This is a genomic window from Phenylobacterium sp. (assembly GCF_044358365.1).
Taxonomy (GTDB): Bacteria; Pseudomonadota; Alphaproteobacteria; order Caulobacterales; family Caulobacteraceae; genus Phenylobacterium.
In genome coordinates this window covers 1-23,212 of record NZ_JBIKNZ010000039.1, presented here as the reverse complement: position 1 = coordinate 23,212, position 23,212 = coordinate 1, and the positions used below count along the sequence as shown (strand labels likewise).

The 23,212-nt window shown below is 68.3% G+C and carries 21 protein-coding genes; all 21 read right to left on the bottom strand.

The features are described 5' to 3' along the window. On the bottom strand, positions 1-258 hold the full coding sequence (locus ACIQ3B_RS11700) for a hypothetical protein (protein WP_397402738.1): 258 nt from the start codon (positions 256-258) through the stop codon (positions 1-3). A 3-nt stretch (positions 259-261) separates the two neighbouring features. After that, a complete protein-coding gene (locus ACIQ3B_RS11695; RefSeq protein ID WP_397402752.1) occupies positions 262-834 on the bottom strand; it encodes a lysozyme in 573 nt (190 codons plus the stop codon). 5 nt (positions 835-839) lie between these two features. After that, positions 840-1,328 carry a hypothetical protein gene (locus tag ACIQ3B_RS11690; RefSeq protein ID WP_397402736.1) on the bottom strand — a complete coding sequence of 163 codons (489 nt, stop codon included), beginning with the start codon at positions 1,326-1,328 and terminating at the stop codon, positions 840-842. Continuing rightward, the gene (locus tag ACIQ3B_RS11685; RefSeq protein ID WP_397402734.1) at positions 1,325-1,612 is read right to left on the bottom strand and encodes a hypothetical protein; all 288 of its coding nucleotides are present in this window, start codon (positions 1,610-1,612) and stop codon (positions 1,325-1,327) included. Before ACIQ3B_RS11685 ends, ACIQ3B_RS11690 begins: the two co-directional genes overlap by 4 nt. A 32-nt stretch (positions 1,613-1,644) precedes the next feature. Beyond that, a complete protein-coding gene (locus ACIQ3B_RS11680) occupies positions 1,645-1,791 on the bottom strand; it encodes a hypothetical protein (RefSeq protein ID WP_397402732.1) in 147 nt (48 codons plus the stop codon). 10 nt (positions 1,792-1,801) lie between these two features. After that, positions 1,802-4,042 (bottom strand): hypothetical protein, encoded by a 2,241-nt coding sequence (locus ACIQ3B_RS11675; protein WP_397402730.1) that lies wholly within the window; start codon positions 4,040-4,042, stop codon positions 1,802-1,804. Between the two features lie 146 nt (positions 4,043-4,188). After that, positions 4,189-6,864, bottom strand: coding sequence for a hypothetical protein (locus ACIQ3B_RS11670; RefSeq protein ID WP_397402728.1), 2,676 nt, complete (start codon positions 6,862-6,864; stop codon positions 4,189-4,191). Further along, positions 6,861-7,160, bottom strand: coding sequence for a hypothetical protein (locus tag ACIQ3B_RS11665; protein WP_397402726.1), 300 nt, complete (start codon positions 7,158-7,160; stop codon positions 6,861-6,863). The genes ACIQ3B_RS11670 and ACIQ3B_RS11665 overlap by 4 nt, the downstream gene beginning before the upstream one ends. Positions 7,161-7,162: 2 nt before the next feature. After that, complete coding sequence (locus ACIQ3B_RS11660; protein ID WP_397402724.1) at positions 7,163-9,505, bottom strand: hypothetical protein; 2,343 nt, start codon at positions 9,503-9,505, stop codon at positions 7,163-7,165. Between the two features lie 37 nt (positions 9,506-9,542). Further along, positions 9,543-12,422, bottom strand: coding sequence for a transglycosylase SLT domain-containing protein (locus ACIQ3B_RS11655; RefSeq protein ID WP_397402722.1), 2,880 nt, complete (start codon positions 12,420-12,422; stop codon positions 9,543-9,545). Beyond that, positions 12,422-12,886 (bottom strand): hypothetical protein, encoded by a 465-nt coding sequence (locus ACIQ3B_RS11650; protein ID WP_397402720.1) that lies wholly within the window; start codon positions 12,884-12,886, stop codon positions 12,422-12,424. Before ACIQ3B_RS11650 ends, ACIQ3B_RS11655 begins: the two co-directional genes overlap by 1 nt. Next, the gene (locus ACIQ3B_RS11645; RefSeq protein WP_397402718.1) at positions 12,886-13,287 is read right to left on the bottom strand and encodes a hypothetical protein; all 402 of its coding nucleotides are present in this window, start codon (positions 13,285-13,287) and stop codon (positions 12,886-12,888) included. Before ACIQ3B_RS11645 ends, ACIQ3B_RS11650 begins: the two co-directional genes overlap by 1 nt. After that, on the bottom strand, positions 13,287-15,500 hold the full coding sequence (locus tag ACIQ3B_RS11640; protein ID WP_397402716.1) for a hypothetical protein: 2,214 nt from the start codon (positions 15,498-15,500) through the stop codon (positions 13,287-13,289). The genes ACIQ3B_RS11645 and ACIQ3B_RS11640 overlap by 1 nt, the downstream gene beginning before the upstream one ends. 207 nt (positions 15,501-15,707) lie before the next feature. Continuing rightward, complete coding sequence (locus ACIQ3B_RS11635; RefSeq protein WP_397402714.1) at positions 15,708-16,322, bottom strand: hypothetical protein; 615 nt, start codon at positions 16,320-16,322, stop codon at positions 15,708-15,710. Between the two features lie 225 nt (positions 16,323-16,547). Next, on the bottom strand, positions 16,548-17,033 hold the full coding sequence (locus ACIQ3B_RS11630; RefSeq protein WP_397402712.1) for a hypothetical protein: 486 nt from the start codon (positions 17,031-17,033) through the stop codon (positions 16,548-16,550). A gap of 109 nt (positions 17,034-17,142) precedes the next feature. Next, entirely contained in the window at positions 17,143-18,060 is a 918-nt protein-coding gene (locus ACIQ3B_RS11625; protein ID WP_397402710.1) for a phage capsid protein, read from the bottom strand. Between the two features lie 273 nt (positions 18,061-18,333). Beyond that, positions 18,334-19,242, bottom strand: coding sequence for a hypothetical protein (locus ACIQ3B_RS11620; RefSeq protein WP_397402708.1), 909 nt, complete (start codon positions 19,240-19,242; stop codon positions 18,334-18,336). Then, the gene (locus ACIQ3B_RS11615) at positions 19,184-19,540 is read right to left on the bottom strand and encodes a hypothetical protein (RefSeq protein ID WP_397402706.1); all 357 of its coding nucleotides are present in this window, start codon (positions 19,538-19,540) and stop codon (positions 19,184-19,186) included. The genes ACIQ3B_RS11620 and ACIQ3B_RS11615 overlap by 59 nt, the downstream gene beginning before the upstream one ends. Positions 19,541-19,886: 346 nt before the next feature. Then, positions 19,887-21,584: a portal protein gene (locus ACIQ3B_RS11610; protein ID WP_397402704.1), complete on the bottom strand. Its 1,698-nt coding sequence runs from the start codon at positions 21,582-21,584 to the stop codon at positions 19,887-19,889. Between the two features lie 4 nt (positions 21,585-21,588). After that, on the bottom strand, positions 21,589-21,798 hold the full coding sequence (locus tag ACIQ3B_RS11605) for a hypothetical protein (RefSeq protein WP_397402702.1): 210 nt from the start codon (positions 21,796-21,798) through the stop codon (positions 21,589-21,591). Positions 21,799-21,844: 46 nt separating this feature from the next. Continuing rightward, positions 21,845-23,212, bottom strand: a 1,368-nt coding sequence (locus tag ACIQ3B_RS11600; protein ID WP_397402700.1) for a hypothetical protein, incomplete at its 5' end; no start/stop codon positions are given.

The following is a 23,212-nucleotide window of genomic DNA, read 5'->3' as shown; positions in this document are numbered from 1 at the left end:
CTATTTCGGCTGCGATGCAACCGCGTTTTGCACCCCGCTTCCAGCGTCCGCCTTCAGCCCGTCCCAGAGCTGCGCGGCCGTCCAGGCCAGCAGGGCCAGGACGATCCCCCAGGCGCCCTTCGTCAGGCCATTGACGCCGCCCTTCAGGTCGCGGATCTCGCGGCCCATGGCCTGCTGGCGTTCATCGCAATGGGTTTCGTGATTGGTGTGCCACTCCTCCAGCCGCGTCACACGCTCGCCCAATGTCGGTCCCGCCATCGCCTACCCCTGCAACAGTTTCAGCAGGTTCGCGCGCACATCGCCGCCGCCCTGCAGGATCTCGTCCACCCGGCCCCGGAAGGCCGCCTCGTCGTTCATCGCCGGGTCCGGCCGGCGCGCCGCGTCCCGGGCCATGGCGCCCAGGATCATCCGCGCCTCCGCCGCCCGGCGCTTCACCAGCCCGGGCAGCTTGCGCCCGCCGCCGTGAACCCACTTGCCCAGCTCGTGCGCCACGGCGTCCCAGTTCTCGTCGGCCACCCGCTTGCGCAGGGTCGAGGCCTTGTAGCGGGTCACCCCGAGATTGAACGCAAAGTCCGCCAGCGAGCCCAGCACCTCCGGCGGACACCTGGCCAGGTTCGGCGACAGGGCCAGCACGCCGCGCGCATAGACCGCCATGTCGGCCGCCAGCCGCGCCTCGCCCGCCTCCAGGCTCCAGGGTCCGTTGCGCATCGAGACGCCCTTGCCCGTCGCCCCGTAGCCCTGCGTGGGCACGCCCGCCGGGCAGAGGTACGGCCTTGGCCGCCACCCCTCGAACAGGCGCGCCAGCGGCAAGGCCAGCGCGATCGCCGCGTCCATCACACTCACGTGCCCAGCCCGCGCGTCTTCAGGGTGCGGTCGGCGAACCAGAACGCGATCATCCCGGCCACGATGGTCTTTTCTTCCGGGCCCCAGAGCTGCAGCACCGCCGCCGTGGCCGTGACGCCGCCGCGCGTCAGGATGTCAAACTGCGCCCACAGCGCCCAGGTGTAGAGCCCGATGCACCAGTAGATGGTCAGCACCGGCCGGATGATCTGGCTCAGCGCGTCGATCCAGCCAATGCCGGTCTTCACCGCCATCGAGGCGTAGGCCGCCAGCAGCTTGTCGGTGTCGCCGGTTTCGCGCGCCTGCTCCGCCTGCGCCTTGGCCAGCGCCAGCCCCTGCTCCGCATGCAGCTTGTCAAGATCATAGTGGCCTTTGAGCATGGCCAGCTCGTGGCCGCGCTCGTTCTTGCGGTCAAAGAACTTCAGGACTTCCGGCGCCAGCCGGGCGGCATAGCCGCCCAGCCCGCCGAGCACGGTTTCCAGGATCATGGCCGGCGGCCCTTGACCGGCGACGGCGCAACCTCCGGCGTCGTGGCCGCCGGGGTCAGGGCGTCCACCATGCCTTTCAGGGTCTCGACCTCCGCCTCGATCGCCTTCACCCGCTCGCCCTGCGCCGCCGAACGGGCGTGCGCCATCTCCAGCCGGATCTGCGCGCCCGTGACGTCCAGCATGGCGCGGCCCAGCTTCTGGGCAACGCGGGCTTCAAGCTGCGTGCTGAAATGTTCGTCGCTGTCGTACCAGTGTTGTTGATGATGGCTTGATTCATCGTTCATCGTCTTCAGTCCTTCCAGGTTGATCTTGGGAATTACTCGGGGCGCTGGGCCATTTCCGCCGCGTTCTCGCGCAGGCGTTCCAGCAACAGGGCCTCCTTGGCGTCTGTGGGAACCGGCACATAGGCCGGCGGCGCGGGCGGCAGGCTGATGCGGCGAAAGGGGCGTTCGTCTTCACTCATCGTCTCGTCCTCAGACCAGAATTGTGTAGCTGGCGCCGCCGTTGATGGTGCCCTGAATGCGGCCGCCGAAATATGTGATCCAGACGCCCGAGCCCGATCCGCCCATGCCCAGCACGCTGCCGGCGCCGCAAACGATGTCGCCGACCGTCAGCAGGGAGCCGCCCGAGGTGATCGATTTGTTGATCTGCACGCCCTCCGGCCGCAGCCGGATGCGCCCGTCGTTCGGCGCCGCACGATTGAACCTGAGCGCGATGAAATCGCTGGTCCCGTCGGCGCCGCTCTCGATGAACATGTCGCCCAGGGTATTGCCGAACGTCGCCCCGAATTCCGTCCCTGCGCCCCGGCCGCTCACCGAGGCCGTGGAATTCATCACCCAGCGATGGCCCTTGGCCGAATTGATCAGCACATTGGCGTTGTCGCCGACGGCCGCGAAATTCGTCAGATCCGCGCGCACGCTGTCCAGCACCGCACGCCACTTGCCGGCCACCACGTGGGCGACGTCCCCGGGCTTGACGCCTTCAGACTTGAAGAAGCTGCCCAGCCACATGGCCCCCATGGCGCCCGTGTCATTGTCCCGGACGTGGCTGGAAACGTAGCCGATATTGGCCACGTCATTGCCCTGGTCGTAGTTGGCGAACTCCAGATTGGTGCCGTAGGCGCCCGCCGATCCCGACAGATAGTTGGTGTCCCCGCCGTATTGCCCCACGGTCGACGTCTCGAAGACGTGTTTCTGTCCGGGTTTTTTCTGGTAGCTCTGGTTGGTGCGGACGATGTGACCGTACACATCCCCTTCTGCCGCGCCGTTGATCCGGACATAGGTGTGTCCGGCCCAGGTCCGTGTGCTGGTCGTGATGAAGGTGCCCACCGGGTGATTGGCCGAGGGGTTGGCGTTCAGCGTCAGCACCGCCGGCGCAGTCCCCGAGACGGCGATCACCGTCCGGGTGTCCAGCACCGTCCCGCCGAACCCTGACGTGAAGATGATCTGCCGCCCGACGAGATAGGCCGCATCCGCCCCGTCCACCGTCACCAGATTTGAGCTGGTCGAGGCGGCCACGGTCAGGTGCGCCGTGCATCCTGATCCGCCGTCGTTGACGTCCATCCACGCATGGTGCGGGATGAACGTGCTCTCGTAGTAGCGGGCGTCCACCTTGGCCCGGGTGTTCGGCCCGATGATCCTGTACTCGCCTTCGCCGAACACGCCCGGACCGCGGAACCATCCCGCCAGGCCCTGCGCGGGCCACAGGGTCGGCGCCGCCGCGATCGAGGCGAAGTTGCCGGGCAGGCCCGCGCTGTCGGTCGTCGACAGGATCACGCCCGGCCCGGCGTAGTTCTTGTTGAGCTGCAGGCGGGTGCGCGTCGTGGCGTAGACCCCTTCCGGAACCCAGATATCCTCGAACGCGCTGGCCTCGGCCGCCGCGAACGCCGCATTATTGGCCGTGGTGTTCACCCCGCCCGCGTCCAGCGCTCCGAACGCCGACAGCGGTTGCCGGTTGGCGCCGCCGCCGCCGCCCGTCGGGGTCGGAATGAAGGCGCCGGTCGTCGCCGACGTAAACTCGAAGATCTTGCCCGCGCCCGGCGTCCCACCCGCCGCAATGGCCGCCAGGGTGGCGCTGTGCGCCTGCACATCCGTCCCGATCACCAGCCCCAGCGCCGTGCGCGCCGCCGCCGCCGTCGAGGCCCCCGTCCCGCCGTTGGCCACCGACAGGTCGGTCCCGGTCCAGTCGGCGTTGTTCACCGCATCCTTGGCCGCCAGCGCCCCCAGGGTGGGCTTGCCGGTAATGCCCGTCGTCCAGTCATGGGTGTGGGCCGACGGCGGATAGGTCGAGGGCTTGCCGATGATGTCGGCCCAGAGGTTCGATCCCCCGCCGCCGCCGCCGCCGCCACCGCCCGCGCCCACGTCGCGGCCCAGCTCCTGGATCATCCGCGTGACGCGATCAAACGCCGCGCCCACCTGGGCCGGGGTCAACTGGCCCGAGTTGCCAAACGTATAGGGCTGGTCCTTCGGCGTCGCCCGCGTGATCAGCACCGCCACGCCCGCGCCCGGCGCCAGGCCGCTCACCGGATTGATCAGCGCCCCGCCCGCCAGCCGGTCGCCTGTCACCAGATAGTCGACGCCTGCTGTCTTGGAGACCCCGGCGTAGCTGACCCGCAGTTCGCTGTCGCTGGCGAACGAGAACCCCGCCGCAAACGTCTCGCCCGGTCCGCCGGTCGCGGTATAGGCGCTGCTCGGATATTCGACGACGAGGGTCATAGGCCCATGCTCGCGCGCGGGCGCGAGCCGTGGATAAGCTCAGCGCCTTCCCCGGAGGGGGAGGTGGCGCGAAGCGCCGGAGGGGGACGCCATAAAGCCCGTCATCCCGGCCAACAAAGCGCGAAGCGCGGCGGCCGAGCCGGGACCTACTGCACCGCCTCCGTCGGCGAGATCAGGAAATCACTTCCCTCGCGCTCGCGCACATTGGCCTCATACCGCGCCAGATACCCCGGCGAGATCGCCTCCTGCAGCCGCCACAGCACCAGATAATCCAGCGCCAGCCGGGTGTAGAAGATGTTGGCGAACGGGGTGTTGTCCTTGATGAACCGGAACCCCTGTTGCTCCAGCACCTGCTTCGAGGCGTCGCGCTTTTCATCCGTGGTCAGCGGGTTCAGCGTGCCCGCCGCCGCACCCACCACCAAGCGCAGACGCTCCAGCTCGCTCACCGACGGACCCGCGAACGTGCTGATCGTTGCCGGCATACCGCTGCGCGCGTATTCCCCAAACAGAAAGTCGCCGTACACGCCAAGGCCCCCTCCTTGAAGAAGCGCCGCCAGCCAGGTCTCGGGCCGGTCCAGCGGGCGCGGCGTGCGGCCCTTCACCAGTTGCTTGGCCTGTAGCGACGCCGCCCCCAGCAGGGTCGTGGCCACGATCAGATGCGCCAGCAGGGCGACCGGCTGGCGGCCCGCGAACCCCCGCGCCGCCGGCGCCACATGCCGCCCCAGGATCGTCGCCGAAAAACTCCAGAACTGGGTGAAGCTGCGCACCGCCTCCCCCCACACCGTGCCCGCCTTCAGGCCCTGAACCAGCGCCACCCGCTCCCGCGCCCGGGCCTCCGTCAGGGCGTCGTCGAGAATGCCGCCGGTCATGGTCTGGAACCTGAGCCTGATGTCGTCACGTAACCGCGCCGCCGCCGCCGCCGTGGCCTGTTTGCCCTTCAGCCCTGCCCAGCGATGCACGTCCGCATCCGACAGGCCGTCGATGGCCTCCAGGCTGAAATAGGTCCGCCCGTCCTCCAGCGGCGTGGTCCCGGTCCGCGCCAGATCCCACAGGCCCCGGTCAATGCCGTAGCGCTCGAACGTCTCGCGCGTGCCCGCCTGCAATCCATCCCACCCGAACGCCGCCTCCTGCCCCCAGTGCGCGGACAGCATTTCGCCGACGCCCCGGCGCAGGCCGTCCGACCAGGCCTCGAACCCGTTCACCCGATAGAACACCCGCTGCGCCCAGGCCGACCAGCCCAACGGCCCGTCCGTGGCCGTGAAGCGGCCCATCAGATGCGCCGCCGCCGAGCGTGAGCCCACGTCCAGCAGATCCGCCGCGCGCTTGCCCTCCGCGTCCTGCAGCCGCGCAATGCCTTTCAGCGCCGCGCCATAGCCGCCCGCGAAATTGCCGCCCGCCCGGGTCATGGCCTGACTGGCCAGCGCCGTGTCCGACAGCGCCGACAGCACCATGCCGCCCAGCTTGGACAGCACCTGCGAGGTCCGGATCGTGCGCCCGATCAGCGCCAGCCGCAGTTTGTCGGGCCGGTTGGTTTCCCCGGTCAGCTCGTCAAACTCCGCCTGCCGCAACCGGCTCTGCAGGGCGTTCGCCGCCCCGGCGTCGCCGCGCGCCCGCGCCGCCGATCCCAGCGTCTCCATCGTCCGCCCGAAGGCGGCTTCCGGCGACGGGCCCCAGCGCGCCATCAGGGCGGCGTTCTTGCCGCCGCGCTCCAGCTCGCCCATCACCACGCTGTAGAGCGATCCCCGCCCATATTCGGCGTGATAGTCCGACCAGGCGTCGGGGTCCTTGAAGTGCAGCACCCGGTGTTTGCTGACCGCCCGGGCCTTGCCGGCCGGCGGGCGGAATTCCGCCAGATCCTGCGCGCCCCCCAGCACCTCATGGGCGCCCGAGACGATGTTCCACCAGGCGCGGTACAGGAACCGCTCCTCCAGATCCGCCGCGTCGTCGATCACCCCGGCCTTCGCCAGCGCCTCGGCCTCGTCCGCCAGCGCCCCGTCGGAAACGTCGATCCCGTCAAAGGTCGCCGGGTCCAGCCGTGGCCGGATATAGTCCCGCCATTGCCGGAACGCCTTGCGCGACGCCTGCAGGCGCGCCTCGCCCCACTTGGCCGGCGCACCGATCCCCGCCTCGCGAAACTCCCGCCAGAACCCGCCCGACACCTTCAGGCGGTCATGCGACTGCGCCGCGATCCGCCCCTTCAGCTTGCCCACAAACGCGCCCTGGGCGTTCAGCCCCTGACGGTTTTTCTCCAGCGCGGCGGCAAACACCCGCGCCGCCGCCAGCGCGTCGGCATCCCCCGTCGCCTCGATGTCGGCCCCGTTCAGCCGGGCCATCTCGCGCGCCACGTCGCGGTCGAACGCATCGTCGCCGCCGCCCCAGAAGTTCACCAGCCGGTCGCTCAGGCCCTCGTGCGCCGCCAGACCGCGCTCGACGTCGCCCCACGCCGCCACCGCCCGCGCCCGGCCCTCGGCGTCCACGCTGGCGCTGGAGAACCCGGCCTGCTTGTCCGATCCCACATTGTAGGCCTTCAGGGCCTGCGCCTCGTCCAGCCCGCCCGCCGTCATGGCGGCCATCCGGGCTTCACGCGCCACCCGCGCGGCCTTGGCGAAATGCTCCAGCCGGCGCGCCTGCAGGGCGGTTTCCACCTCCTCCCGCGTCAGGTCGGCGGCGGCCTCAGCCCACGCCTGTTCATCGCTGGCGGTCGGAGCCTTGCCCTTGGCGCGTTTGTGCTTGCGCGCCAGCCGGTCGAGGATGTCGTCAATCTCGGCGTCGGAGAAGGCGTCGCCCGTCGCGGCGCGGATGGGGGCGTGGCAGGCTTTCATGCTTCACCTTCGCATTCGACCGCCGCCAACTTGAAGTTAGGCGGGATCACCGGGCGCGTCATGCCGACCCCGTTCATCGGCTCAAAGGCCCCCGCCAGCCAAGGGCGCGGCTTGTCCCGTTCCCAATCGGCACAGGCCTCGTGGCCGGGCTTCCGCAGGCCTGCATAGAGGGAGATGCGTTCGCGGGCGTCTTGGTCGGGGTCGAAGCGCCAGTAGGCTTCGGCTCGGCCCCAAGCGCGGGCACAGGTCCACATGGAGGGACAACCCCAATCGTCGCAGAAGGGACGCTTGGCCATGCCTACCCCTCCCTCAAACAAAACGCCGCCGCCCGGATCGCCTCGGCGATCACCGCCGGATCATCGCGCGGGGCCAGCGACGGTGCATCGGCCAGCACCTCGTCCGCCAGGGCCTTCAGTTCCGGATCAATCAGGGTCGTAGGGTCGGGACGTCCGCCCTCCGCTACCCCTCCCGCAGGGCCTTCGCCAGGTCCGCGTTGTACGCCGCCTCCGCCTCCGTCGCCGGCATCCGGGCGAAGGTCGATGCGAGCAGGTTCCGTGGGCTTTGGCGCGAGGTCGAGGAGGTCGGCTTCGGCGGGGAACCGCTCGTCTCCGGCGAATTTCCGGTTGAGGCCATCGAGAATGAGGCGGGCTTCGCCATCGGGCGTATCTCCAAACAGGTTCGGGCCGGGGGCCACGTCGCCCGCCTGTCGCGCATAGTCCTTCAGCGCCCAGGCGATCTTATCCGCAGAACGGTGCCGACGGAAAGTGTCATCCCGGAAAAACAGCCGCAGGAAGGCTTCGGTTTCCACATCCACCGAATTCCCGCCGAACAGCTCCTGCTGGTCCAGCCGCTGGGCGATCCATTCATCCACAGGAATTCTATGGTCCCGCGCGTGGCGGATCATGTCCACCGCCGCGCGGAGCTGCGCGGTCACGTCCAGATCCGCCGGGATCTCGCCCCGCGCCGCCAGCGATCGCATCTTCGCCCAGCCGGGCGCCGCCTCGCTCAGCGCCGCCCCCAGGGTGCGAATGTTCGGGTCCGCCGTCTCGAACACGGCTTCCACCAGGCGCGGATCGCCATAGGCCCGCGCCACCAGCGCCGCCGCCGCCCGCTGGCGACCCTGCTGGCTCAGGGCGCCGTCCGCCGCTGCAAAGGCGTTCTGCTGGTCCGGCGCCACCTTGGCCACGAAGGCCTGCATGAAGGCGCGCTCGCCCGCCGCCGTGCCGTCGATCCGGCTCAGCACCGCATCGTCCAGCGCCGCCGCATCGGCCATCGCCTGTTCGGACGGTCCCATGGTTTCCGTGGGCGCGGCGTTCATTTCCCGGGCCAGCGCCGCCCGCGCCTCCCCGTCCATCCGGCCTGTGCGGATCCGCACCAGCACCGGGTTGGTCATGCCGGTCGTATCAAACCCCTGCGCCGCCAGTTCCTGACGATAGCGGCCATAGGCCTCCGAGCCCGTCCGCGCCGACCGGCGCAGCGCAATCGTCCGGCCGTTCCCGCTTTCCACCGTGCCGTCGGGCGCCACCAACGGCGCGCCGGTTTCCGCCCCGGCCTCGCGCATCAGCCGTTTCGGGTTCAGCTCCGCTTCCAGCCGGAAGTTGCCTGCCTGGCTCCCCGCCCGCGTCCGGTCGCGGGGTTGCAGGGCTTCCGGGAACGCCGCATTGCGCTCCAGGTCATCGGTGTGGCTGGTGACCAGATCGTCCAGTTCCACCAGGGCGTACTTCACCGGGATCTCGCGGCCGCGCGACGTCACCGCCACATCAGCCTCCAGCTCGCGCGCCGTGATCCGTGGCCCGCCGCCGCCCTCGTCCAGCGCCGCCAGCCGTTCGGGCGTGGGCGCGGCCTTCGGCGGCGCTTCCTTCTCGATGATCGCGGCCACGTTCACCGGCCGGTCGGCGGACACATCGTCCAGCGCGCTCATCACCGCCCCCAGCCGGGCGTCCTCGTCCATCCGCGCCAGCGCCGCCGGCTGGCCCCGCCCGCCGAACACGCCGCCCAGCACCCCGCCGATCCCGCCGCCCAGCACCGTGCCCAGCAGCACGTTGTTCAGCGCATCGCCCGCCGTGTAGTCCGGATCATCGGCATTGCTCAGGGCGAACGCCCCCGCCTCATAGACCACGCCGCCCGCCGCGCCCTCGATCCCGCCGATCACCGCCCCGCGCCCGACATTGGCCACCCGCCCGGCCTTGCCCAGCACGCTGCCCGCCCGGAACACCGCCCCGCCTTCCAGCGTCCCGCGCAGGCCCAGCAGTTCGGGGGCGAACATCAGCGGCAGGCCCACCGGATCAAACAGCGCCCCGGTCAGGGCCGCGCCCATCTTGCCCAGCGGCCCCAGTTCGGACCGGCTCATCACATCGTCGCGGAACGCCCGGCGCTGCGCCGAATGTTGCTTGCGCGCCGCATCGTTCTCATAGGTCGGGCGCTCGAAGGTCAATTGCCCCTCGACGCCATAGTCCCGGTTGGCCGTCTCCGGATCCAGCAGCTCGCCGCGCCCGCGCCCGAAGCCGCGCGCCACATCGCCGGCCGCCGCCGTCAACTGGCCCATCTGGCTTTCAAACGTCAGCAGGCCCGACGAAGACCCGCTCAGGGCTTCGGCGGCATCCGCCTCATCGACTTCTGGATCAATCAGCAGGCTTGGCATGCGCTCACTTTCGCCCGGGCGACGTTTCGTTGCATATTCAGCTACGCTGCAGGTTTTTCAGCGCCCTCGGCAGCACTTCCAGCACATAGTTCCGGGTTTCCTTGAACGGGATGTCGGCCACCCACTCGTCCAGGCTCACCCGGCCCCGGCGCGGATCGCCATAGGTTTTCAGCCATCCGTCCACCGCGCCCGGCCCGGCGTTGTAGGCCGCCGCCATCAGACCCACGTTGCCATCGTAGCGTTTCGACAGATACTCAATGTGATTGTCGCTCAGCCGCCGGTTCAGCGCCGGGTTGCTCAGCAGCAGGGTTCGGATCTCCGCATCGCTGCGGCCGTCGAACACCTTGTTGCCATCCATGCGGGCCTGCCACTTGGCGGTTCCGATCATGAGCTGGCGCAGACCCAGCGCGCCGGCAGGGCTCACCGCCTGCGGATTGCCCCGGCTCTCCTGATGCTCGATCGCCGCCGTAAACGCCGCCCGCGCCCTGGGCAGGGCCACGGTGCGCGGCGCTGTCGCCGCCGGCGCCGGAGCCATCCAGTCGCCCGCCTTGCCCGACGGTCCCCGCCGGCCGATCTGTTCGAGCTGGTCCCAGCTCAGCCGCACCGCCCGGCCATGCAGGTCCGGGGCGGGCGTCCAGCCGCGCTGCGTCGGGATCATCAGCGTCAGGCCGCTGTCGTCCTCGCTCGTCACCCAGCGGCCCTTGTTCTCGACAATATCGGCCGACTTGCGCCGCCGGTCAGGGTCGGTCATGCCAACGCCCGGCGCCGTCGCCAGCAGTTGCCCGTCCCGGCCGATCAGGTCCGCCAGCGCAATGGCCGCGCCGCGACGCACCACACTGGGCGGATTGGCCGACGTCCGCGCCACCGGCATCCGCCAGGTATCGACAAAGCGATACTCATCCACAAGATCCGCCGTGGCTTCCTTCGCCGCCTCCGCCAGGGTCAGACCCTTCACCAGCACCAGTTGCCGGGCCATGATCTGGGCGCGCGCCACCCGTCCGGCGTTCTGCTCGCCCGCCCCCGGCGCGGCATTGGCCGTGGCAAAGTACGGCGCCAGCCGCGCCGCCACCTGCCCATCCAGCGTCGCCTCCTGCCCCTTGGCGGTCAGCTTGGTCAGGGCCGCCGGATTGCCCGTCGCCTCGGCATAGAGCGCCAGCTTGCCGGGATTGTCCGACAGGTCGACCAGCGCCGAAATGTCCGCCCCGCCCAGTCCGGCCGCGCGCAGCTCCCGCGCCGCCATCGCCCGGGGCGACACCACCCGGCCGTCCTGCATGGTTGTCCGCGACGGCAGGGCCGCCCACACCGCCGCCAGCGAGGCCAGCGCCTTCGGACGCTCCGCCGCCGGCGCCCGCGCATAGGCGCTCACCATGTCCGCCGCCTGATCCTTGGGCAGCACCCGTTGCGCGGCCGGCGCGATCCCGGCCTGTTGCTGCATCCCCAGGGTGAACCGCGCATAGACCCCGGCCGCCTTCGTCAGGGCTTCCGGCGTATCGGCTTCCAGATACCCCTTCAGCGCCGTCTGGATCGTGGCGCCCGCATCGCCGGGCTTTTCCGACGTCATCGCCCAGCCTGCCGGGTCCTTCTCCCGCGCCGCCAGCTCCCCGGCGGCGGCCTTGCGGCCCAGCTCCCAGGCCTGTTGCTTCCGGCCATAGTCCGGCGCGGTCGGGTCCGGCGGCGGCGCACTGGCCCGCGCGCGCAGATCCGCCGTCGACTGGCTGCGCAGATTGCCCGTCGCCGCAAATACCTCATCGGCCTGTTTGGCCCGCTGCTCCCACGACGCCTGCTCACGCGGTGACAGCCTTGCCGCAATTTCCTGCAGGGATATCCCTGTCGTGGCGCCCCGCGCCCGGGCCTGGACTTCGCTTTCCAGCGCATCCTCGGCCTCATGCACCCGTCGCCAGTCCTCAAGGCTCTTGGGGCCGCCCCGCTCGGCCGCATCGGCCCGCGCCATCAGCGCCGACTTCTTGCCGGGGTCCAGCACTGCGTCATAGCGACCATCGGCCAGCTCCTGCTGGGCCTGCTGGTAATCACCCCGCTGGATCAATCCCAGCACCCGGTAAGTCGCCAGCGTTCCCTTGGCTTCCTGTACGAAGGGGCCCTGCAGGGCTCTCGGCAAACGGCTGGCCAACCCCTGAAGGGTTCCTGTCGCGTCGGCGTAGCTGGTCGGGTTCGTTGACACCATGTTGGCCAACGCCTGGACACCCCGATCCGTGGCGGCCTGAACCACCTTGGCCTGCGTGGTCTGTTGAAACTGCATTGCCTCGGCCAGCGCCGATACTTTCCGGGCGTTCAGTCGGGCCTCCAGGGCGGGGCGCACAGCGGGCTCCGCAGCATCCAACTGCGCCTTGGCTGCTGCGTCATAGTCTGCCGTTATTCCGGCCATGAACTCCGGGTCATCCCCGTTGAAGCTATCGTATCGCGCCTGCCGTCGGGGCTGAAAATCGCCGTCAAAGGCGATCTCACCTTCCGAGAGCTTGCCCTGCGTTTTGCCGCGTTCCTGATCGGCCACGATCCCGGCGCGCTTGCCGGCCTCTACCCCCAGCGCCCGCCGGCCAAAGTCGGCCTTGTAGGCGTCCAGCTTCCGGCGCAGCGCGAAACGCAGCCCTTGCGAGTAGGTGGTGTCCTCGCTGACTGCCGTGAAATGGTTGTCGAAGCTGGCGAGCGCCTTGGTCGCCCACCCGGGTTCGGCGCCGTCATAGGCTGCGGCCTCTTCCGCCATCCTCAACTCGAACTCCCGTTGCGGTACGGCGATCACCTTCTCCGCATCCCGATCATCGCGGTTGGCCAGCGCCTGGCCCACCTGTTCCACCGCGCCCGCCACATCGCCCAGGCCAAAGTCGGTCGGGCGCACGGTGTCGCCGCTCAGCCGCGCCCCGCGCGGCGCGCCCACATCAAGGCTGTCCGGAAGTCTGGCCATTATCCCCTGCCGCCGTTCTTGATGTCATAGGCCTTGGCCGCCCCGCCGATCAGCGAGGCGCCCGCCCCGATCACCGCCCCGGTCAGGGCGTTGCGTCCCTCGGTGCGGGCCACCTGCGCGTCATTGCGCCGCGACCAGGCCGCCGTCTGGCCGCCATAGACGGTGTTTCTGGCCTTCTGCAGGCTCTGCCGCCCCAGATCGTTCAGCACCCGCAGGGCCGATCCCCGCAGGCCGCCCCCGCCGCCGGCCGCCGCCTGCGTCGCCAGACTGGCGGCCACCCGCTCGTCCTGCTCCAGCCCCATCTGCGCGGCCAGGCCGCTTTCCGCCAGGTCCATCCCGGCGTTGGTTTCCAGCGCCCCCGCGCGCGCCTTGGCGGCCGACTTCGATCCGATCCCGCCCAGGATCTTTCCCACGGCCGACAGGCCCGCGCTGGCGATCGCCGCCGCAGCAAGTGGCGCCACCATCAGGCCGCTCCCTCAAATTTCCAGATACCTGCGTCGTCCACACTGGGTCGGAACCCTATGCTGGCCAGCAGGCGTTGCGCCGCATCGGTGTCCGCCGGGGTCGCATAGATGCTGCAGCCTCCGTCCAGCAGGCCCGTCGCGCCGATGATCGCCAGCCGCGCCCGCCGGGCCGCGCGCACCCACTGGCGCGGCGCCATCTCCGCCAGATAGGCCCAGGCTCCCCACTGGCGCGGCGCGATCCGGCTAAAGCCCGCCACCCCCAGCACCGCCCCGGTGTCGTCCAGCAGGCTGACTTTCGGCCCGTCCGGCAACACGCCGCCCGCCGCGCGATAGTCCGCCACGAAATCCGCCCGGGCGTTGACCCGCGCCTCATCGCCCATGAGGTATCCGCGCAACCGCATCACGCCGCCTCATACAGCGGGCGGATCGCGTAGATCGACAGGTCGTAGGGCTTGTCCGTCTCGATGATCACCCGGACGTCGCGGTCCGCCCCGCCGCCCAGAAACACCTTGGCGCGCTTGCGGCGAACGATCGGCACGGTGTCGCCCGGCCGGCGCTGGATCACCTCTTCCGTCGGCACATAGCGCTCGTCCGGCTCGTCCTGCGCCTGGCTCTGGATCTTCGCCTCAACGCACCCCAGCACCACATAGACGTGGCTGGGACGGCTTTTCTTGGCCAGCGGGTTGCCCTGCCGGTCCGGATCGAAGGGCAGGGTCTTGAACCGCCGCAACATGGCCAGCCCGACAAACACCTTTGACGCTGCCGCCGGCAGGGTGATGGCGCCCCCGGTCACGATCAAGCCCGCCACATGGGCGCCGTCGGCGAGCACGCTGACCGTCTCGCCCTCCAGATGCGCCAGGCCCGAAATCACCGTCGCGGGCGCGCCCTCATAGAAATCGGCGCAGTCCAGGAACATGCCGTCCCGGCGCGGGGCCAGGGTGAAGTGCGCCCGCTGCGGCACCCCGCCCTTGAAGCGCACCGCCGCCACATGCAACACGTCCTGCCCGTCCGGATCGCTGGCCGTGGCCAGGCTTTCCACCGCGAACCCGCCCGCGATCGGCTGACGGCGCACGCCCAGCACGCCGTGTTCCGCATGATAGGTCAGGCAGGCCAGCCCGCCGTCGCGGAGCTGCATCCAGATATTGTTGTCGGGCCGCGACCAGGCCCAGCCCGCCACGCCGCGCCCATAGACATGCTGGCCCAGCACCGACAGGTCGCGCCCGGCCGACGCCTGATCCCCGCCGCCGCCCAGGGTCAGCTCGCGCACCACGGTGCCGCCCTTGGCCACATGCAGGATCAGCGACGGCGGCCCTTGCACCACGAGCGGCATCACATCCGCCGATCCATGGCTCGACACGCGCCGCGCCTTCACCGACGCCGGGCTGATCGGGTCCTCAATCGTGGCTCCCGCCACCACCCATTCCGCGTCGGTCGTGCCCACCGCGAAGACGATCCCCTCGATCATCCAGACGATCCGCGCCCGGTTATCGCCGAGCTGCACCCGGCAGGCGTCGTCATCCACCGTCAGGCCGGTGCCCAGCCCCGGCTTGAAATCGGCGAAGGCCGGGGTAAATCCCGCCGTCCGCGAAAACTCGATCACGTCCGGCCGTTTCGGGGTCGCCGCCAGCGCCAGCCGCTCCTCACGCACCGCCACCAGCGCCGTCGGGAACCCTTCGGCATAGCTGATCGCCTGATCGCTCCAGTTGGGCGTGGCCGTCCCGGTGACGAAGGGCGGCACGCCCAGGGCCGTGGCGACCACCCGCGTGGGACTGGTGAAGGCCGTGATCTGGAATGCCGTCGCCCCGTCGTGCTGGAATTCCCACAGCACCACCCCGTCCGACACCTCGCCCGCCTCATGGCTGGGGGGCGTGTTGCCCGTCGTCCCGCCGGCCGTGGTGACATAGATCCGGCCCACGCTGATGATGTTCTCGCCGGCCGCATAGGCCGTGTTGGGCGCCCAGGTCTTCAGACCCGGCCCGCCGCCCGGCGGACGCGCCAGGATCTGCGCGCCCACGTGCGCCACGCTCCAGTGCGTCCAGCTCGCGCCCGTACAGTCGATCTGCCAGCTCCCGCCGCCCAGGGTCGAGAACGTCAGCGTCTTTGTCTCGTCGTCATTCTCCGCCAGCCAGGGGCCGTTCTTCAGGGCCTGCACCGCCGCCGTCCAGTCGTTGTCGGCGCGGCGCTGGATCTGGGTGGCCAGCAGGCCGTACCGGCTGGTGATGAACCCGATATCGCCCACCTGCTTGATCCGAAGGCCCGCCAGGTCCGACGCCGAATAGCCGTGGGCAAACTCGTAAGGCACGCCCGATCCCGGCGTCGTCTCGATCACCGCCCCGCGCGCGGTCCAGACGCGGGCGTAAAGCTCGCCGAACTCCAGCACCAGCCCCTCGCCGTCCGGTCGGTTCCACGAGAACAACGCCTGCTGGCTGGCCTGAAACTTCGGCGCCCCGCGCCGGTAGAACCCGCCCCGGCTCACATTCGGTCCGGTGATCGCCCCGATCATGTTCGAGGCCTCCTCGCAGCCGGTCGCCACCTGCTCCAGGTCCGACCGCTCCCACGCCTCCTCGGAGATCTCCCCCGACACGAAGCTGTTGTTGTAGCCCGAGACTTGCATAGCCCGATACTCCATGTGCCGGTCGGCACGTGGATAAGCGGGCGTTCCTCCCCTTCCGGGGGAGGGGGACCACGAAGTGGTGGAGGGGGCCGCCGCCGCACAGCCCACAAAAAAGGCCCCGGCGCGAACCGGGGCCAGTCAGGGAGGAAACGCCACCAAGGGCGGCGAGATCAGGATCGGCCCGCCGGGCAGGCCGTGGATAAACCCCTACGCCGCCTGCGCCCTGAGCGCCGCAAACCCGCTCGAAAACATGACCTCCGGCTCCAGATACTGCCCGGCCTCCCCGCCCATGGCCATCTGCAGGGCCTCGTCCGCCCGTTTCATCAGCCGCGCCGCGCCGTCATAGTCGTTCTTCAGCGGCCCGGCCGTCCGCGCCGCCAGCAGCAGGGCCATGTAGTTGCAGAGGTCCGGCGAATAGGCCTCCCAGGCCTTGCGCTCGCTGAAGGCGATCTTCAGCGCGGCCTCGTCGCAGCGCACCACCTTCTTGACCGCGCTGGAGATCACCTCCGTGCCCACCTCGAACGGCACGTCATCGCCGTCCACCACCCACATCTTCACAAAAGTGTCGGGCAGGATGAACAGGTTTTTCCACTTCCAGTTGGTCGGCGGCGACGCCGCCGGCGCCAGGGTGGCGTAGCTGAGCGCGCACAGCCAGGGATGCCGCGACAGGGCGAATTGCTCGACGCCCGCCCGCCCGTCCAGTTGCCCCAGCACCTTGGCCAGCGCCGCCCCGGGCGGATCGGTGTCAATCGCCGAAAACCCGGGCTCGCCCAGGTGCGCCATCGCGGTGTTGATCACTTCGTTCTTGGCGGTCAGCGTCATCCGTAAAAACCTGTCATCCCGGTCAATGGAGCGCGAAGCGCGTAAGCCGAACCGGGACCCAGCTCTCCACCTGCAATGTCTCTCTCACGCAAACGGCGCGGGGGTTGGAAGGACCATGGGTCACACCCCCGCGCCGCGCTTCCGGCTTGCTATCGAAAACCCGCCGGAGATCCAGCCGCCCGACACGCGATGTTGCGCAGCGCGGGGCGGGGCGGCTGAAGCCTATCAGGCCAGACGCCGCTGACCGACAATCTGCCAGGTCATCGTGCCCACACCGGGGTCGGCGGCTTCGAGCTTGGCGAAGATCGCAATCGTGCCGCCGGGGTCGGCGGCGAGGCCCAGCACCTGCCACAGCGGCTTCCAGTAGTTGGCCACGTCGACGTTCTTGTAGAACAGGCACGAACCCGCCGCCGAGGTCGCCTGCGCCGCCACCAGGGCCGCTTCCGAGGCGGTCGAGCCGACGTCCATGGTGGTCGAAGCCCCCAGGTTGTCGAACCAGATCGTGCTCTGCACCGGGTTAATGATCACATCCGAGGGGAAGTCCCCCAGCTTGACGCGATCGTTCTGCGCGAAGGCGGTGATGAGTTCGATCGTGTCGCGCATCAGCACCACGTCCGTGCCGCCCTTCAGGGCGTTCGGGACGTTGTAGGGGTTGGCGCCGGCAGCGGCCGCCAGCGGGGTTCCAACCAGGTCGCCGTTGAAATCAGGCATCGTCTTGGGTCTTTCGGAGTTCCCGGCGCTTGCGGCGGCGGGGGGCCTGTCGGCCCGACAAGAGGGTGGGTCGCCCCCTCAGGAGCGACCCGGTTCCGGTTGGCTGGCCTTAGAAGACCACCTCGGTGCAGAGCACCTGCACGACACCTTCATCGTAGCGACGCAGGCAGCCGCGATCGACCTCGTAGTAGGCCTGCCAGCGATAGGAGCGATCCGCCCGCTGGGTGAGCTGGGCATTGGTGATCGGGCGCTCCTTGTACTGGATCGCCGGCTTCACCCACGCCGCGCACCGGCGGATGTTGCTGGCCACGGTCAGCCGCTCGCTGCGGATGAACTTGAAGCCCATGAAGTCATCGGTCTTGCCTGCAGCCAGGGCGCCGATGGTGTTGTAGTCGGCGCTGGTCACAGGGGTGGACGACAGCAGGTTGCCGAGCTGGATGGAGCTGCAGGCGAAGTAGCGCTCGCCCTCCAGTTCCGACTGATCCAGCATGATCTTGGCCTTGATCAGCTTGCCCACGGTCAGCGGCAGGTTGCCGGAGCCCGGCAGCACTTCGGCGTCATGGATGAAGTCGCGGTTGTCCACGGCGATGATCTGGGCGGCCGGGAAAGCCGTCGAGGTTTCACCGTTCTGACCATTGCGGCTGTTCTCGAACAGACCCTGGATGATCCGGTCGTCGGACCCCCGGTTCTTTTCGGCCATCATGCTTTCCATGATCGGATTGGTCGGGTCCACCAGCATGCGGACCTTTTCCAGGCTCTCGATCCAGCGCTGGTTCGCCTTGGCCTCGAAAAAGCCGACGCGGCGCTTGTGGTCGGCGAAGCCTTCCGGGGTCGGCGGCGCACGGCCAGTAACCGTCACCTCGTTGCCGTTGGCCACGCCGATGTCGTCGGCGTTGAACAGGGTTCCGGGGGCGGTGTGGCTCAGGTCGGCGTCAACCGCGCCGATGAACCGCTTTTCCATCTGTTGCGGCGACAGGCGCAGATTGGCCATGAAACCGGGAACATACTGGGTCGCTTCGTTGGACATGAAATCCTCGCTGCGAGCGGTCGCGGGTCACGCGCACGCGCTCTCGATCAAAATTGGGATTGATCGGCAGCGACCCCCGGCTTCAAAGTCCGGACGCAAGCCTGGATTTTACGCCCCCCGGCGTCGCCCTCTGTCCGGACCGTTCAGGACGGGTTCCCGGTTCAGGCGATGCACGGAAGGCGCAACTGATTTGCGGGCGGTGTCAAGTCCGGTCCTCCCCTGTCGCGAAGACGACGGGGGAGGGAAACCACGAAGTGGTGGAGGGGGCGCGCGTCAAGCGCGCGCGGCGGCCGCCACGTTCGGGTTTTCAAAGGCCAGATAGCGGTTGCGTTCCTCCACCACAGCGGCGTGCTGCGGATGGGATTTGTTCATCAGGGCCGCGCCCTTCACCGGGTCGCCTTCCAGGGCCGCGCGCGCGGCGTAGGCCTGGCTCGGCGTCATCGCCCCGCCCCCCACATCCGCCCGCTGGCCATCCGCCGTCGGGCCGCCCTCGGCCTGCTTGTCCAGCACCTTCTTGAGGAACCGCGCCAGTTCGGGCGAGGAGCCCACCTTGCTGTCCAGATCCAGCTCCTGCGCCAGCCTCTCGCCGCCCAGGTCGGTGATCAGCTTCCCGATCTCCTTCAGCGTGGTGTCATAGGCCGCGCCCCATTCGGTGCGCAGTTCGGTTTCAGCCGCCTTGGTCAGCGCCGCATCTTCCGCCGCCTGCGCTTCGGCCGCCTTGGCCGTCTCGGCGCGATACCAGTTCGCCGCCGCCTGCAGGAAGGCCGGCGGGAACGGACCCGCCTCGTGCATCGCCTTGGTGAATTCCGTCACCGTGGCCACGTCATCGTCGCTGGCGCCGGTCAGGTCCAGCTTGTAACCGTCCGCCGCGTCGGGCGCGCCGAGCGCTTTATAGATCGCCCCGTAGGCCTCCTTGTCGTCCGGTTTGGTCGGCAACCGCACCAACTGATCCGCCGGCACCCCCAGCCGCTTCTCCGCCGCGATCCCGGCCTGAATGGCGTCGGCCATGGTCGCGTGCCGCAGCACCCCCGGCTGGCTTTTCAGATCGTCCGGCAGGCTCGCGTGCCAGGGGGCGTCGTCGCCCGATGCGCCGGCCGGCGCGGGCGCGGGGTTGGGTGCGGCTTCAGTCCCCGAGTTCGGGGTCGGGTTCGGCGTCTCCACCGGGTTGGGCGCTTCGCTCATGTTCAGGTCCTTCCAATCGACCAGTCATCACCATCGAGATCGCGCTGGCCTGGTCGAAACCCGCGCGATTGATCATGTCCAGCGCCAGGTCGTGGCCGCCCATGTGGTAGCCCAGCGACCACAGGTCCGGCGCCCCGCCGTACTTCATGCCGACGCCCGCCAGCCCGGCGACATGCGCCAGCACCAGCCGCCCCAGCTCGTTGCCAAACGTCTGCAGATAGGCCGCCGTCAAAGCCGCCTCATCCCCCGCCCTGATCCGCGCAATCAGCGCATGGGCGTCAAACTCGCTGGCGCTCATGCCGCACGCTTCCGCCGCTGAACCTCAGATCCTCCCCCCGTTGGGGGAGGGGGACCGCGCGTAGCGGGGTGGAGGGGGTCAGCCGGAAGCTCAGGGCCGCCAATTGCAACATAAGGCGTCTCATTGGCAGCCTCAGCCACCAACTCGCCGCTAATGGTAACCGCCCGCGCCGGATGCTCCCCGCACCAGTCGTGCGAATTCACCAGCGGCCAGACACTCGAAAACCCTATGCCGGCATAAGGGGGCAGCCGGCGGCACTGACCGCGCGAGGAAACCTCGCCGCCCTGCCCCAGCGCAGCCGCCCAATACGGGCACGTGTCGCAAAATCCCTGCGTCCCGATATCCATCACGCCGCCATCCTTCCGCCCTGCTGGATCTGGTCCGCCGTGGCCAGGTTCGCCGCGCCCTGCCCGGACGCCTGCAACGCCTGCCCGGCCTGCTTCATCATTTCGGCGTTTTCCGCCATGGCGCGGGCCTGCTCGTCGCGGGCGCGCATCTCCGCCACCTGGGTGCGGCTGCGCATCGTCTCCGGCGGCAGCGCCAGCGCCTCACCGGCGGCGCGCAGGCCTTCCTCGATCGCGTACACATAGACGCTGGACGGGTCGATATCGCGGGCCACCATCGCCATCTGGTGCGCGCGCTGGATGCTTTCCACCTGCCCCGCCTGCTGGGCGATGGCCAGCGGGCCGTTATAGTCCCAGTCCACGTCCACCCCGCCCAGTTGCGGCGGCGGGCGCTTCAGCATGCCTTCCTCGGCGATCACTTCCAGCGTCCGGTCGGCCACCGGCCCCATCCAGTCGCGGTCGATCCCCGGCACGAAGCTCGACATGGCCCGGATGCGCAGATCCCGGCGGTCGCGGATCTCCTCGGCCGTCACGTTCGACGCATCGCGCAGCGTCATCCAGTCGGTGAAGAACGCCCGCTCGATATTGCCTTCCAGCCGCTCCATGTAGGCGGCAGCCACCTCGACGTTGCCGGCAATGTCCAGCTTCTGGATCGCCTGGCTGGCGTTCTGGAAGCCCAGCCCCGCCGCATCATACTGGTTCACCGACCCGGCGCGCCGGTCCAGCGCCTTGCCGAACATGCGCTTGGGCACCATCAGCGGCGGATTGTTCTTCAGCTCGACGGCCGTTTCCACGCCCTGCTGCAGCGAATGCAGCACCAGCGCCTCGGGCAGCACCCACCAGGCCAGGCCCGTCCCGTAGGCGGAGCCATCTTCCACGTCCAGTCTTGGCACGGCGTAGGGGAAGCTGTCATAGCCGCGTTCCGCCAGGATCACCTTCTCGTCGCGGCAGAAATAGACCTCCGCCCAGGGCTTGGCTTCGGCGAACGCGCCCGCCTCTCCGCCCCGGCGCGGATAGACCGCATGCACGATCGTCACATGGTCGCGCGCCTTGGCCGGATTGTCGTCAGCCATGGCCCTCGTCCACTTGTCGACGCCATGATCGGGCCAGCGCATGACCGCCTTCCACAGCGGCAGGGTGAACTGAAAAAAGTTCGTCTCGACCTTCTGGTCCTCGCCTTCCTCGATCCAGCAGGCGCGCAGCGGGCGCGTCTGATAGCTGGCCCCGAAGCCGCGCTTGCGGCCCACCCACTGGATCGCCGTGCCGAACGCATAGAGCTCGAGCCACATCCGTGCCGAACTGGACACGAACCCCGACTGGGGCAGCATCATGGCGTCAAACACCGACCATTCGGTGTCGGACAGATAGGTGATCGCCTCGCTCTCCAGCTCCGTGCGCCGCCCCGCCGCCACCAGGCCGCGCGCCACATTGGGCTTGATGAACGGGCGGGTGTTGGAGATCGCATAGGCCATGCCTAGGCCCGCCCCACGCCGCAGTTGCACCGCCGGCACCGAGCTGGTCAGCCGCCGGCGCCTAAGCTCGGTGGGCTTCTGGGGCAGCATGAAGTCCTTGCGCGGCAGGAACACGTCCGCGATCAGTTGAAACTCGGCATCGCGCCCCGTCGAGATCCGCGTCTGGCGCAGATCATCGAAATGCCGGTCCAGGCTCTTAAAGTCGGCCTTCTCGACCTTGACCGCCATGCTCTCAGATCCCCGTCGCGCCGGCCGCCCCGGTCAGGCTCCCACGCGGCGCCGCCAGCGCCGAAGACGCCGCCCCGCCCAGGAACGTGCTCTGTCGCCCGCCGGTTCGCAGGCGTCTGGCCCGCGCATCTGTCGGCTGACTGACCGGCGCCACAGGCTGGACCGGCATTTCGGGCGCCGGCGCGGGTTTTGGGCTTTTGACCTTGAAGCTCATGAGATCAGGATCAGGGGGGATCAGGGGGCGTGGATATGTGGCGAGATCAGAACGTCCAGAAAGTCCGCGCCGCCGCATTCTTTGAGTAGGCCCCCACGGCATCCGTGGCCGAGCGCGCGGTTGACAGAATGTCGTAGTCCGACCGCTTGGCCTTCAGCGTAGCATAGAGCGCGGCTGTCGGGCGGTAGTCGTCCGTAGTCTGGTTTTGGAACGCCGCTGCGTAAGACAAGCCGGTCAAGAAGTTTCCAACGCACAAAGCCCCGTTCGGCGTGGACGCTGCCGACCTGTAGGCGTTGTTGATGATGTCAAAACTGCTAGGCCATGTCGCTGAGTATCTAATAAAATTATCTATGTAGTTATTCGAGCAACTACAATAGAGATTAGTCCCTATATCGTAGACACCAAACACCCCCAGCGTGTTATCTTCAAACACGACATGAGAGCTTCCAATACCTCCCATCGAGCTGTTTCCGGGCGAGCCTGTCGGGAATACGTTACCTCGGACGAAGAAGTCTTGATGCCCCAACACACTATCCATGAACATGTAAGCGCTTAGAGCGGTGTCACCGTCCCCCGTTTTCACTTGGTTGTAGTGAATGAGTACGTTCTCGTGCAAAGTGCCGAACGTCTGGTAATAGTCACCATGGACGTCAATCAGGGAGTTAAACGTGTAGGCTCCGGTCAGGAAATACGGGGGCCAGCTATTAACTGTTCCACCGGGGATGCCGGAACCCAGTATAAACCTGGCTGCCCGAGTTGTTAGACAACCCGTAATGTTAAGCGACCAGCCAGCGCGCGCATTGACCTTCGCCACCAGTTGCGCCGTCGTCAAAACGGTGTTTCCCGTTCCGTCCGCTGCTACAGCTTCGGGCGTTGATGCCAACGTTATGGTCAATGATCCTGCGCCATCCCGGAAGATTAAAGTTCCTGAACCGTTCTGACCTGTTTTCTCGATATTTCCGCCAGCAGGATACGCGGCGACATTGATAAACGGGGCTGTAGCGTCACGATAAGGGGCTGCGGAAAGTCCCTGATCCTGGTTCCAGGCCACGAAATCTGCGTGACTGTACACGTCGCCTACAAGTTTACGGTTGTGACAATGGATTACAGATGTAGCACCCCGGTAAGGCGAAGTTCCATATTCTGCTGTACAGTCTGAGAAGTATGATTTTAATGGATTTCCATCGTGACTTGAAAAGAGTCGATCTTGTGGAGGCGGCGCTAAATTGTACTCAAGCGTATCTCGACCACCGACCGCTGTGCTCGTAATCTTGACGCCATTTGCCCAATAGCCACTGCCACTTTTGAACACCCACTGGATCAAACGTCGCGTATCAAACACAATGCCTGATCCGCGTATCTCCAATTGCTCCAATCTGCACCAGTATTGGTTGTTGACCAGATTTACGAGATC